This is a genomic window from Streptosporangium nanhuense, from assembly GCF_059358815.1.
In genome coordinates this window covers 52,656-65,547 of record NZ_JCADBG010000008.1, presented here as the reverse complement: position 1 = coordinate 65,547, position 12,892 = coordinate 52,656, and the positions used below count along the sequence as shown (strand labels likewise).

Annotated in this window: 9 protein-coding genes; 7 read left to right on the top strand and 2 right to left on the bottom strand. The window is 70.4% G+C overall.

Annotated features, from left to right (window positions below):
* Position 1: 1 nt before the first annotated feature.
* The 5 genes from AC5L38_RS17225 to sppA all read left to right on the top strand — a co-directional run bounded on the left by AC5L38_RS17225 (position 2) and on the right by sppA (position 9,809).
* Complete coding sequence (locus AC5L38_RS17225; protein ID WP_495243811.1) at positions 2 to 1,243, top strand: copper amine oxidase; 1,242 nt, start codon at positions 2 to 4, stop codon at positions 1,241 to 1,243.
* 237 nt (positions 1,244 to 1,480) lie between these two features.
* Entirely contained in the window at positions 1,481 to 3,778 is a 2,298-nt protein-coding gene (gene glgB, locus AC5L38_RS17220) for a 1,4-alpha-glucan branching protein GlgB (protein ID WP_495243810.1), read from the top strand.
* A 385-nt stretch (positions 3,779 to 4,163) separates the two neighbouring features.
* Positions 4,164 to 5,768, top strand: coding sequence for a glycosyl hydrolase family 18 protein (locus AC5L38_RS17215; RefSeq protein ID WP_495243809.1), 1,605 nt, complete (start codon positions 4,164 to 4,166; stop codon positions 5,766 to 5,768).
* A gap of 172 nt (positions 5,769 to 5,940) precedes the next feature.
* Positions 5,941 to 8,001: a S8 family peptidase gene (locus AC5L38_RS17210; protein WP_495243808.1), complete on the top strand. Its 2,061-nt coding sequence runs from the start codon at positions 5,941 to 5,943 to the stop codon at positions 7,999 to 8,001.
* Between the two features lie 104 nt (positions 8,002 to 8,105).
* Positions 8,106 to 9,809, top strand: coding sequence for a signal peptide peptidase SppA (gene sppA / locus AC5L38_RS17205; RefSeq protein ID WP_495243807.1), 1,704 nt, complete (start codon positions 8,106 to 8,108; stop codon positions 9,807 to 9,809).
* Between the two features lie 64 nt (positions 9,810 to 9,873).
* Here the strand turns inward: sppA and AC5L38_RS17200 are convergent, their stop codons facing one another.
* Complete coding sequence (locus AC5L38_RS17200; protein ID WP_495243806.1) at positions 9,874 to 10,344, bottom strand: flavin reductase family protein; 471 nt, start codon at positions 10,342 to 10,344, stop codon at positions 9,874 to 9,876.
* Between the two features lie 490 nt (positions 10,345 to 10,834).
* On the opposite strand from AC5L38_RS17200, the gene AC5L38_RS17195 reads away from it, so the two are divergent.
* Positions 10,835 to 11,212 (top strand): hypothetical protein, encoded by a 378-nt coding sequence (locus AC5L38_RS17195; protein ID WP_495243805.1) that lies wholly within the window; start codon positions 10,835 to 10,837, stop codon positions 11,210 to 11,212.
* 52 nt (positions 11,213 to 11,264) lie between these two features.
* The gene (locus AC5L38_RS17190) at positions 11,265 to 11,897 is read left to right on the top strand and encodes a hypothetical protein (RefSeq protein WP_495243804.1); all 633 of its coding nucleotides are present in this window, start codon (positions 11,265 to 11,267) and stop codon (positions 11,895 to 11,897) included.
* A 57-nt stretch (positions 11,898 to 11,954) separates the two neighbouring features.
* Here AC5L38_RS17190 and AC5L38_RS17185 read toward each other — a convergent pair whose 3' ends face one another.
* Entirely contained in the window at positions 11,955 to 12,878 is a 924-nt protein-coding gene (locus AC5L38_RS17185; protein WP_495243803.1) for an ABC transporter substrate-binding protein, read from the bottom strand.
* Positions 12,879 to 12,892 lie beyond the last annotated feature (14 nt).

Here is a 12,892-nt window from a genome sequence, read left to right as displayed (position 1 = left end):
CGTGTTCCTCCGCCTCACCCTCTCCTGCGCCCTGCTCGCCGGATGGCTCGCCGCGCCGCCTTCCGCGGCCGGTGCGCCGATCCCCCCGCTGCCGTCGCTCACGTCGCCCAGCCGCCCGGCGGAACCGCGGGCGACGGCCGAACCGCGGGCGACGGCGGGGACCGGCGCGCGGCCCCCGGCGGCCCCCTGCAACGCGCCGTACCGCGTCGACAAGACCCTCCCCAACGGGGCGCGCTGGCAGCTGTGCTGGGAGATGCGCAACGTCGAGGGGCTCACCCTGACCAGGATCGTCTACACGCCGAGGGGCCAGCGGCCGATCACCGTGCTGCGCAGCACCTCGCTCGCCCAGATCCACGTGCCGTACGACAGGGGCCGGCCCCGCTACCACGACATCGGGTCGCTGGGCTACACCGCCATCCCGCTGCGGGCCGCCGACTGCCCGCTCGGCGAGCGTCGCGAGCAGTTCGTCTGCGTGACGACCAGGGCTCGCGGCCACGCGCACCTGAAGGCCGTCCCCGAGGAGCTGAACGTGACGGCCCAGGGGCGTGACCTGGTGGTGTTCGCCGCCTTCCAGGTCGGCTGGTACACCTACCTGGCCGAATGGGCCTTCTCCGACGACGGCTCGATCACCCCTCGGGTGGGGGCGACGGGGTCGCTGGCCGGGTTCACCACCACCCCCGAGCACGGCTGGCCCATCGGGGTGGGCGCCACCGGATTCGAGGCGAGCCACACCCACAACATCTTCTGGCGCCTGGACTTCGACGTGGCGGGCCGCGCGGACGACGTCGTGGAGCAGTACGACTTCAGCGGCTCCGGCACCGCGACCCGGAAGATCGTGCGGACGGCGTTCGCGGCGGAGGCGAAATCCGTCAGCAGGCCGATGCGCTGGTGGCGGGTGGTCGACGGGAAGGTGCGCAACGCCGACGGGCACCGCGTCTCCTGGGAGATCAACAACTCCGACACCGCCCAGTACCGCGGCCCCGCCGACGAGGCCTTCACCCGGGCCGACCTCTACGTCACCGACTACCGCTCCTGCGAGCGCCTGGCGACGGTCAACCCCTCCCCCCGGTGCGCCCGGTCCGTCGACCGCTACACCAACGGGGAGCGGCTCGCCGACCCGGTCCTGTGGGTCAACGTCGGTTTCCACCACGTCCCCCGCGACGAGGACGCCGACCCCATGCCGAGCCACTGGCAGGGGTTCCGCATCACCCCGCGCGACGTCACGGCCAAGAACCCGTACTGAGACCGTGCCGGGCGGAACCGATCACCGGCGGCGGCGCGAACCCGTACGCGACGTCGCCGATGATCGGATACGGTCGGCGCACGGCGTTGTGATGGGCCCCACATAACCGACAATCGTGACTTTTCTCTCGCTTGGATCCGCACGTTTTCCCAACACGCATGGTGATAGCGGACAGGGGCATGGGTTCGGTCACCCGAGTAGGGCAAGGTAGGGGCTATCGATCTACGGGAGTAAGCCATGAACGCGCACTTGGACCTGGACCGGCTCGCGGGCGGAGCGCACCACGATCCGCACTCGATCCTCGGGTCGCACCTGGGTCCCGAGGGCGTGACGATCCGGACGCTGCGCCCCCTGGCCCAGAAGGTCCAGGCGCTCGTGGACGGCGAGACCCACGACATGAAGCACGTGGCCCACGGCGTGTTCGCGGTGACCCTGCCCGGGTTCGACAAGATCCCCGACTACCGGCTCCGGATCACCTACGCCGGCGCCGAGCCGTACGAGACCACCGACCCCTACCGGCACTGGCCCACGCTGGGCGAGGTGGACCTGCACCTCATCGGCGAGGGGCGCCACGAGCGGCTCTGGGAGACCCTCGGCGCGCGGGTCATGCGGCACGAGGACGTGGACGGCACGGCCTTCGCCGTGTGGGCGCCCAACGCGCGCGGCGTCCGGGTGATCGGCGACTTCAACCACTGGGAGGGCGGCGCGTACCCCATGCGCTCGCTCGGCAGGTCGGGCGTGTGGGAGCTCTTCATCCCCGGTCTCGGCCCCGGTGACCGCTACAAGTTCAGCATCCTCGGCGCCGACGGGGTCTGGCGGGCCAAGGCCGACCCGATGGCCCGGCGCACCGAGGTGCCGCCCGCGACCGCGTCGGTGATCGAGAAGTCGGAGTACGCCTGGCGCGACGACGAGTGGATGCGCCGCCGCGCGGGGAGCGACGCCCTGCGGGAGGCGATGAGCGTCTACGAGGTGCACCTCGGCTCGTGGCGGCCCGGCCTGTCGTACCGGGAGCTCGCCGTCGAGCTGGTCGACTACGTGGTGGACATGGGGTTCACGCACGTGGAGCTGATGCCGGTGGCCGAGCACCCGTTCGGCGGCTCCTGGGGCTACCAGGTGACGTCCTACTACGCGCCGACGTCCCGCTTCGGCTCCCCCGACGACTTCCGCCACCTGGTCGACGCCCTGCACGAGGCGGGCATCGGGGTGCTGGTCGACTGGGTGCCCGCGCACTTCCCGATGGACGACTGGGCGCTGGCCAGGTTCGACGGCACCCCGCTGTACGAGCACGCCGACCCCGCGCGTGGCGAGCACCCCGAGTGGGGCACCTACATCTTCGACTTCGGCCGCAGGGAGGTGCGCAACTTCCTGGTCGCCAACGCGGTGTACTGGCTGCGCGAGTTCCACATCGACGGGCTGCGCGTCGACGCGGTCGCCTCGATGCTCTACCTCGACTACTCGCGGCGCGAGGGCGAGTGGACGCCCAACGAGTACGGCGGCAGGGAGAACCTCGACGCGGTCGCGTTCCTCAAGGAGATGAACGCGGTCGCCTACCGGGAGGCGCCGGGCATCATCACCGTCGCCGAGGAGTCGACCGCGTGGCCGGGCGTCTCGCGGCCGGTGCACCTGGGCGGGCTCGGCTTCGGGTTCAAGTGGAACATGGGCTGGATGCACGACACGCTCGCGTACCTCAAGCACGAGCCGGTCTTCCGCCAGTACCACCACCACCAGATGACGTTCTCGCTGATGTACGCGTACTCGGAGAACTTCACGCTGCCGCTCTCGCACGACGAGGTGGTGCACGGCAAGGGGTCGCTGCTCGGCAAGATGCCCGGCGACGAGTGGCAGCGGTTCGCGAACCTGCGGGCGCTGTTCGCCTTCATGTGGGCCCATCCCGGCAAGCAGCTGCTGTTCATGGGCGGCGAGTTCGGCCAGGGCTCGGAGTGGTCGGAGGAGCGCGGGCTCGACTGGTGGGTGCTCGACTTCGACGGGCACCGGGGGGTGCAGCGGCTGGTCCGCGACCTCAACCGCGTCTACAAGGAGTCTCCCGCGCTGTGGAGCGTGGACGCCTCTCCCGACGGCTTCCGCTGGATCGACGCCGACGACGCGCTGGGCAACGTGTTCTCCTTCCTGCGCTACGCCGAGGATGGCTCGGTGGTGGCGTGCGTGGCCAACTTCTCCGGCGCGCCGCACGACGACTACCGTCTCGGGCTGCCCTTCCCCGGCGCGTGGGAGGAGGTGCTCAACACCGACGCCTACGACTACGCGGGCAGCGGCGTGGGCAACCTGGGCGCCGTCGAGGCCACCGGGGAGCCGCGCCACGGTCTCCCGTACTCCGCCACCCTGCGCGTCCCGCCCCTGGGCGCCCTCTGGCTGCGCCACCCGGGCGAGCTCGAACCCGCCGTGGACGAGCTCGCGGTGAAGATCATCGAGGCCGAGGAGAAGGAGATCGCGCGGGAGCGGCTGGAGGTCGTACGGGAGACGACCGAGCCCGAGGCCGACGGCCCGGAGGAGCGCAGGGAGGCCGAACCGGCCTGACACGCCCACGCCGGACCCGCGGGCAGCGGGAACGGAGACGGCGGGCGGGGAGGCCGCGGACGCGAAGACGTCAAGCCGCCCCGGCATCCGGCCCATCGGGCCGTCGATACGTGTGGGCGTGTGAGGGACGGCCCTCCGGGCGAACCGGATATCTCCTGACAAGCCAGTTCGGAACGGGCCGGTCGCGTTGTCACGCGACCGGCCCGTTTCGCGCCCTATGCTTCCGGCACCCACGCCACCGCCCGGCAGACCGAAAACCTTAAATCGGCCTTATATCCCCCAACAAGGCATTGACCGTCAGCGAACGAGAACCTACGCTCAGGAAATTAATAGGAAACTTTCCTATGAATACGGGGACTTGGCACTCTCTGACCTGGAGCGACCCTTGCGACGAATTACCATCGGCTCCTTCATCGCGGCGGCAGCGCTGCTGGTCCCCCTGGGGATCGGTACGGCGACGGCCGCCACACCCGCCACCGCGACCTACTCGACCACCTCGAACTGGGGCTCCGGTTTCGAGGGCAAGGTCGTCGTGAAAGCCGGGACGAGCGCGCTGACCAGCTGGAAGGTCGAGTTCGACCTGCCCTCCGGCACCTCGATCAGCTCGTCCTGGGACGCCGACCTGACGAAGAGCGGCAACCACTACACCTTCGTCAACAAGTCGTGGAACGGCGCGCTCGCGGCGGGCGCCTCGACGAGCTTCGGTTTCAACGGCGCGCCCGGCGGCATCACCGGCGTACTGAACTGCAAGCTCAACGGCGCGGCCTGCACCGGCGGCACCACCCCGGACCCGACCCCCACCCCGACGCCCACGGTCACCCCCACGCCGACCCCGACCCCCACCCCGACGGTCACCCCCACCGTCCAGCCCCCCGGCGGTAAGAAGATCGTCGGTTACTTCACCCAGTGGGGCGTCTACGCCCGCAACTTCCACGTGAAGAACCTGGTCACGAACGGCTCCGCCTCGAAGCTGACGCACATCCTGTACGCCTTCGGCAACACCACCGGCGGCCGGTGCACCATCGGCGACTCCTACGCCGACTACGAGAAGGCCTACACCGCCGACCAGAGCGTCGACGGCGTGGCCGACACCTGGGACCAGCCGCTGCGCGGCAACTTCAACCAGCTCCGCGAGCTGAAGAGGGCCTACCCGAACATCAAGGTCATCTGGTCCTTCGGCGGCTGGACCTGGTCCGGCGGCTTCACCCAGGCCGCGCAGAACCCGGCCGCGTTCGCCGACTCCTGCTACAACCTGGTCGAGGACCCGCGCTGGGCCGACGTGTTCGACGGCATCGACATCGACTGGGAGTACCCCAACGCCTGTGGCCTGACCTGTGACAGCAGCGGCCCGAACGCCTTCAAGAACATCATCTCCGCGCTGCGCACCAAGTTCGGCGCCAACGCCCTCGTCACCGCGGCGACCACGGCCGACGGCTCCAACGGCGGCAAGATCGACGCCGCCGACTACGCGGGCGCCATCAACAACCTGAACTGGCTCATGCCGATGACGTACGACTACTTCGGCGCCTTCAACGCTCAGGGCCCGACGGCTCCGCACTCGCCGCTGACCTCCTACACCGGCATCCCGCAGGCCGGGTTCAACTCCGACGCGGCGATCCAGAAGTTCAAGGCCAAGGGCATCCCGGCCAGCAAGCTGCTGCTGGGCATCGGCTTCTACGGCCGCGGCTGGACCGGCGTGACCCAGGCGGCTCCGGGCGGCTCCGCCACCGGCGCGGCCCAGGGCACCTACGAGGCCGGCATCGAGGACTACAAGGTCCTCAAGACCAAGTGCCCGCCCACCGGGACCGTCGGCGGCACCGCCTACGCCTTCTGCAACGGCAACTGGTGGAGCTACGACACCCCCTCCACCATCGCCGGGAAGATGACCTACGCCAAGAACCAGGGTCTGGGCGGGGCGTTCTTCTGGGAGACCAGCGGCGACACCACCAACGGTGAGCTGATCACCGCCATCTCCAACGGCCTCAAGTAATATTTCGACCACTCGACCCTCCGTGTGCGCTACGCCGCGGGGGGTCGAGCTTTTCTCCGAAGATCCTCCAAATCTGGGGCAAAGTATTCACGCGACGCATACGGCTGCTTAGACTCCGAAACGCCCGTTTGATCCCCCCGGAGGACGTGTGCGACTTCGAGCTCTCGTGGCCATGGCGTTGGTTCTCACCATCGCGCCCGCCGTACCCGCCCTCGCCGAGGACTCCCCGGCGCCGCCGGCGGCCTCCGCGAGCGCGACGCCCCCGGTGAGCCCACCCGCGGCCCCGGGCGACGGGACCGGGGGGACGGAGGGCCAGGAGACACCCGCCACGCCGCCCCCGCCCCCGCTGCCGAAGCTGGAGGCGGGACTCGCCTCCGACGACGACGGGGCCCGGGTCATCGTCGAGCTGGCGGCCCCCGCGGAGGCGGCGCCGGTGGCCGGGGAGGCGCGGCAGCTGCCCGACGCCGAGGTCGTCCTCGAACCCGCGGACACCTCGTTCATCGTGGTCGAGGGGACCGGTGACTCGCTCGCCAAGCTGGCCGAGGACCCGCGCGTGCTCTCCATCCGCCGCGACCGCATGTACTCCCCCACGTCGCTGAAAGCACTGAACTCGGGCTCGCTCGCCACCAGCCTGCAGGTGGTCGGCGCGGACAAGGCGCACGCCGCGGGGACCAGGGGCGCGGGCCAGACGATCGCGATCATCGACACCGGGATCGACGCCGCCCACCCCGACTTCGGCGGCAAGGTCGTGGAGCAGGCCTGTTTCTCCGCGACGGACGACGGCGCGCAGTCCCTGTGTCCCAACGGGCAGACGAGCGACCCCGGGTCCGCCGACGCCAAAACCCCCGCCTGCCTCGACGGGCAGGTCAACCTGTGCGACCACGGCACCCACGTGGCGGGTATCGCCCACGCCGTCGCGCCCGACGCGGACATCGTGGCGATCCAGGTCTTCAGCAGGATCAACGACTGCGCCGACGAGGGCGGGGCCTGCCTGACCGCGTTCGAGTCCACGCTCCTGCTCGCCCTGGAGCACGTCGCGAAGCTCAAGGAGGGCGGCAGGAACATCGCCGCGGTGAACCTCAGCCTCGGCGGCGGCCTCTACGAGGGGGCGTGTGACGCCGAACCCGAACTCGCGGCGATGAAGACCCGGATCGACGACCTTCACGCCAAGGGCGTGGCCGTCGTGGCCGCCGCGGGGAACGAGGGAGTGCCCGGCGCCGGGGCTCCCGGCTGCTTCTCCGGCCCGGTGACGGTGGGCGCGACGGGCGACGACGACACCGTCCCCTACTGGTCCAACCACGGCTCCGTGCTCGACCTCTTCGCCCCCGGCCTTGAGATCGACTCCGCGGTGCCCGGCGGCGGCCACCAGGTCTACAGCGGGACCTCGATGTCCACCCCGTTCGTCACCGGCGCCGTGGCGCTGATGGCCCAGAAGGCGCCGGGCACCCCGGACACACTGGCCGCGCAGCTCAAGGCGGCGGGCCGCCCGATCGTCTACGGCACGGTGACCACCCCGCGCCTCGACCTGAACGCCGCGCTCGCCGGGGGCACCCCCGGCCCGCCCGTCACCCAGACGCCCCTTCCCGAGGAGCCCCCCGCCGACTCCGACACCCCGTCCGAGGAGCCTTCCGAGGAGCCGTCCGACGAGCCCTCGCAGGAGCCCAGCCCCGAGCCCAGCTCGGGGCCCTCGCCCTCGGCCACGCCGAGCGACCCGGTGCCGACGCCGGTCCCGCTGCCGACGGTGACGATCACCGTGACCGTGACCGTCCCCCCGGCGAAGACGACGGCGCCCACGGTGTGCACCCGCGGCAAGTCCACGAAGACGCTGAGCGCCGAGCAGTGGGCGGTGGAGGTCACCCGGGGCAAGGGGAAGATCAAGGACGCGACGCTCAGCTGCTATCTCGGCATGGTGACCAAGGCCAGCAAGGTCTTCGCGGAGGTCACGCCCGCCTCAACCCTGGGCGGCGCGTACAAGGTGCTCAAGCCCGCCAAGAAGACCTCGAAGGCCAAGCTGGAGAGCGAGCTGCTGGCCGCCTGGCTGAACTGGGCGAACGGCGGCGTGAACTTCACCGCCAAGATCAAGGAGCCGGCCACCCCGAAGACGGCCGCTCCGAAGACGGCCACCCTGAAGACCGTCCTCACCTCGGTGGAGAGGACCCGCCTGAAGGGCAGCTCTCCCGCCGCGTCCACCTCGATGCTCAAGAAGCAGGTGAACGCCCGCCGGACGGCGTAGGCGCCACGCGGTCCCCGGGGGTCGTGAGACCCCCGGGGACCGGAAAGCAGGTGGACGACCGCCGAACCGCATAAGCCCGGTATGTGTCGCTTAGGGTGAGGAGCATGGACGCGACCAAGGTGATCATCGACACTGTCGACCGGTTCAAGCAGCGCCGTACCGCTCCACTGGTTCTCGAACTCGACCTCACCGAGGGCCTGACCGACGGCAGCCCCCCGGCGGATCCGCTGAGCGCCGTCCTGGCGATGCGCAAGACGAGCCTGACCGACGTGCTGGCCGGGCTCAAGCGCGCCAGGAAGGACGACCGGGTCAAGGCGCTGGTCGTCAAGATCGGCGGCCAGCCGCTGGGCCTGGCGATCGTCCAGGAGCTCCGCCAGGCCGTGATCCACTTCCGGGCGTCGGGCAAGCTGACGGTCGCGTTCGCCGAGACCTTCGGCGAGCTCGGCGGGGGCACCGTCCCCTACTACCTGGGCAGCGCCTTCGAGCGGGTCTACCTCCAGCCGTCCGGCGACGTCGGGCTGACCGGCGTCGCGATGGAGCAGCGTTTCCTGCGGGGCGCCCTGGGCAAGCTCGGCGTCGAGTACCAGATCGGCCAGCGGCACGAGTACAAGACCGCCGCCAACACCTTCACCCAGGACCACATGACCGAGGCCCATCGCGAGTCGATGAGCCGCATCACCGAGTCGATCACCGAACAGGTCGTGGCCGGCATCGCCGACGGGCGCGGGCTCGAACCGGCCAGGGTGCGCGAGCTCATCGACCAGGGCCCGTTCATCGGCGCCGAGGCGGTCGAGGCCGGGCTCGTCGACCGGCTGGCCTACCGCGACGAGGTCTACGACGAGGTCAAGGAGGCCTTCGGCGACAACACGCTGCTGCTGTACGTCGGCCGCTACGCCAAGGCACTGTCCGCCAAGAAGCTCCCCCACCCCGGCGAGCAGACCGTCGCGCTGGTCCGCGGCAACGGCCCGATCCGGCTCGGCCGCAGCGGCCGCAGCCCGCTGGGCGGCGGTGGCGCCATGGGCTCCGACACCATCTGCGCCGCCCTGCGCGCGGCCCGCCGCGACGACAACGTCAAGGCGGTCGTCTTCCGGGTCGACAGCCCCGGCGGCTCGTACACGGCCTCCGACGCCATCTGGCGCGAGGTCGTGCTCACCCGCGAGGCGGGCAAGCCCATCGTGATCTCGATGGGCGACCTGGCCGCCTCCGGCGGCTACATGGTCTCGATGGCCGCCGACGCGATCGTGGCCCAGCCGGGCACACTCACCGGCTCCATCGGCGTGTTCGGCGGCAAGGCGGTCATCGGCGGGCTGCTGGAGAAGATCGGCGTGTCCTCGGAGACCGTCGGCGAGGGCGCCAACTCCGGGATGCTCTCCCCCACCAACGCCTTCTCCGAGGCGCAGTGGGCGCGGGTCAACGCCTGGCTCGACCGGGTCTACGACGACTTCGTGAACAAGGTCGCCGAGGGACGCGGCCTGTCCCGCGAGCGGGCCCACGAGCTGGCCAAGGGCCGGGTCTGGACCGGCGCGGACGCCCTTGAGGGCGGCCTCGTCGACGAGCTCGGCGGCCTGGAGGACGCCCTGGCCCTGGCCCGCAAGAAGGCCGGGCTGCCCGTCGACGCCCCGGTGCGCGTCTACCCCAGGCTCAGCCCCCTGGAGCGGCTGCGCCCCGCGGAGTCCAGCGAGGACAAGACCGCCGCGACGGCCCAGGTCCGCCTGGAGGCCTGGGGCCCGCTCGCCCACCTCGCCGGCGAGCTGGGCCTGCCGTCGTACGGACCGCTGATGCTCCCCGGCTCGTGGAAGATCCGCTGACCGTCTTCAGCGAAGGAGCCGCCGCCGTTCGAACGCGGCGGCTCCCCTCCGCGGGAGAACCGGGTCAGCGGTAGCGGCTCCGGTAGCGGGCCAGCGGCAGGACGGAGGCGTCGACGTAGTCGACCCCGAGCACCTTGGCGATGAAGATCGTGTGGTCCCCGGCCGGGACGACCTTCACCGTCTCGGCCTCCAGCGCGGTGACGCCGCCGTCCACGACGAGGGCCTCGCTCAGCTTCCCCCGGTGGTGCGGCGTGCCCGCGAGCAGCAACCTGGCCCCCGGACGGCCCGCGGTGGCGAAGCGGCTGGCGATCGCCTTCTGTCCCGCCGACAGCACGCTGGCGGCCCAGCGGTCGTGGCGGAGCAGCAGCTCGTTGAGATAGCCGGCGTTGTCCAGGCTCACCATCACCAGCGGCGGGTCCAGCGACAGCGAGGTGAAGGTCGCGACCGTCACCCCCACGTCGTCGCGCTCGTCCTTCACCGTGACGACCGTCACACCGGTCACCACCTGGGCCATGGACTCGACGAACTCGTTCATGCGGCCATCATCCCGGAACCGGACAGGTGCCCGGCCCGGCGAGGTGCGGTGCGGATCGCCTCAGTGCGGCACCTCGTCACCGCCGCTCCCCGCCCGCGACAGTTCGCCTTCCGCGTGATCCGGGACGCTTTCCATTCCGCGAGAACAGGGCCTGTCACAGGTTTATCCGCCGGTTTTCCTAGAAGGCCGGGACACGGCGAACGAGGGGCGTTCACCCGGGTCGCGACGCCGTTTTCCATGTGGTGGCCGGATGATAAAGTCGCGACCGACAACGCGGCCTTCCCGGCCAGGGTGAACGATTCAGCGTCGCGGGATCCGGCGACATCCGGTCCCCGCGCCTTCTCGTTCCACACCGGGGAGCCACGAACTCCGCGCCGGCCGAAACGCATCGGGAGCACCCATCGCACACGGGGTCGAGGCGACGGCCGAATCATCTCCGGCCCCAGCCGCGCCGAAGTCGCAGAAGGCGCGCCCCCCGTCGTCGAAACCGATGACGGACCCCGTCGCCGTCGCGGTTCTCTCCTGGCTGCTCGCCTTCATGGCCCTGAGGCTCGCCACAGCGCTGGAGAACCAGGTATGTCACTATTCTCCGCAACCGCTCTCGGAGCGGGACGCGAGGCTTTGCGAACAGATGCTTTCCTGGTCTGACCTGAGCACCCTCTGGTGGCTTCTCACTCCGATTCTCGGCGGACTGATCTGGGTGCTCGCCAGCACCTTTCTCGCACGTTCAAGGCGTGCACACCTGACAGTTCTCTGGATCATCCCCCTTCTTCCTCTCGCGGAGATCGTCGGCGCCTTTCTGGCCGGCCACCCCTACTGGCCTTCCCTCGAATGGCGGACATCGCTCACCGCCGTCACGGACTGGTAGACCCCGGACGAGACGCCTGTCGACACCGGCGGTTTCTCGGTAACGTGAAGTGATGTTCTTCGATCCCGTACCGACGGAGCCGGAGCTCATCCCCGCCCGGCCCGACCTCCCGCCCTGGTCGGCTCCTCCCTCCCTCGAGGCCGGAGCCGTGCTCGCGGTCGAGCGGGTGGTGGCCCGGAGCCCGAACGTCGTGGTGCTGCTACCGACGATCCGGGTCTTCAGCACCGGCTGCATGCTGGAGGTGGAGGTCGTGTCCCGGCAGGGGGAACTGTCGGCCCAGGACTGGTGGTACCTGCACATGGGCGGCTCCCCGTTCGCCCAGAGCGCCGGACCGCGCGGCGGGGCCCAGCCACCCGACTCGCTGCTGCGGCTGGGCGTGCGTTTCGCCGACGGCGCGAAGGCCACCACCATCGAGCACCTGCGAAACAGGGCGAGCCCTTTCGGCGAGCCACCGGCCGGGCCCATGCTGGCGTGGTCGCCGACCGGCAGCGGCATGCGCGGCGGCGAGTTCGGCTTCAGTGATTTCGGGCTGTGGCTGTGGCCGCTGCCCCCGCCCGAGAGCTTCGAGTTCGCCGTGGAGTGGCCGCTGGGCGGCATCGAGCTGACCATCGTCGAGCTCGACGGCGCGGCGATCGTGTCCGCGGCCGCCCGCTCCGCGCGCTACTGGCCCGGCGACGACCGGTGAGAACGCCGGAAGGCGGGTGGACGTCCACCCGCCTTCCGCCGGTACCGCCGATGAGATTTAGAGCAGGGCGTTCTGGGTGAGCCAGTCCTTGGCCACCGCCTCGGCGTCGTCCTTGTCGACCGCGATGCGCTTCATCAGCGCGACCAGGCCGGCGGTGTCGAGCTTGGCGGAGACCGCGTCGAGGGTGGTCTTCACGGTGTCGTTCACGCCCGCCTTGTTGACCAGGGGGGCGATGTTCTCGGCGGCGAAGGCGCTCTTGTTGTCCTGGAGGGAGACCAGGTCATTGACGATGATCTTCGGGTCGGTGGTGAAGACGTTGCCGACCTGGACGGTGCCGTCCTTGATGGCGTCGGCGGTGGCGTCGCCGGTCTTCTTCCACTCCTTGAACTCCAGGCCGTAGGTGTCCTTGAAGTTCTTCTCCTGGCGGGTCTGGAACTCCGGCGGGCCGCCCACCGAGTAGTTCTTGGCGACCTTGACCAGGTCCTCGATCGTGGTGAGGCCGTCCTTGGTGGCGGTCTCCTTGGTGACGGTCAGCGAGTTGTTGTCCTCGGCCGGGGCGGGGGTGAGGACCTCCAGCTCGGCGGGGAGCTTCTCCTTGAGACCGGCGACGACGTCGTCCTTCGACTTCGCCGTGGTCGTGTTGTCGACGAAGGCGAGGAGGGAGCCGATGTACTCCGGAAGGATGGTCAGGCCGCCGCTCTTGACCTGGTCGTACAGGACCTCGCGGCTGCCGATGTTGAACTTCTCCTCGACCTGCACGCCCTTGGCCGCCAGGGCCTGGGAGTAGATCTCGCCGAGCAGGACGTTCTCCGGGAAGTTGGCCGACCCGATGACGACCTTCCCCCCGGCCGCCGGCGCCGAGGCGGAGCCGGACCCGGCCGGCGCCGGGGAGGCGCTGGTGAGCGGGTCTCCGCCACCGCACGCGGTAAGTGTGAGCGCCGCGGACAGGAGGACCGCCGCGGTGCTGATCAGGCGCTTCATGGTGCTATTCCCTT

Excerpts from the sequence above, each read along its gene's own strand:
- AC5L38_RS17190 (WP_495243804.1), top strand. The coding sequence starts at position 11,265 with ATGTTCTTCGATCCCGTACCGACGGAGCCGGAGCTCATCCCCGCCCGG.
- AC5L38_RS17185 (WP_495243803.1), bottom strand. The coding sequence starts at position 12,878 with ATGAAGCGCCTGATCAGCACCGCGGCGGTCCTCCTGTCCGCGGCGCTC.
- AC5L38_RS17200 (WP_495243806.1), bottom strand. The coding sequence starts at position 10,344 with ATGAACGAGTTCGTCGAGTCCATGGCCCAGGTGGTGACCGGTGTGACG.
- sppA (WP_495243807.1), top strand. The coding sequence starts at position 8,106 with ATGGACGCGACCAAGGTGATCATCGACACTGTCGACCGGTTCAAGCAG.
- glgB (WP_495243810.1), top strand. The coding sequence starts at position 1,481 with ATGAACGCGCACTTGGACCTGGACCGGCTCGCGGGCGGAGCGCACCAC.
- AC5L38_RS17210 (WP_495243808.1), top strand. The coding sequence starts at position 5,941 with ATGGCGTTGGTTCTCACCATCGCGCCCGCCGTACCCGCCCTCGCCGAG.
- AC5L38_RS17195 (WP_495243805.1), top strand. The coding sequence starts at position 10,835 with ATGACGGACCCCGTCGCCGTCGCGGTTCTCTCCTGGCTGCTCGCCTTC.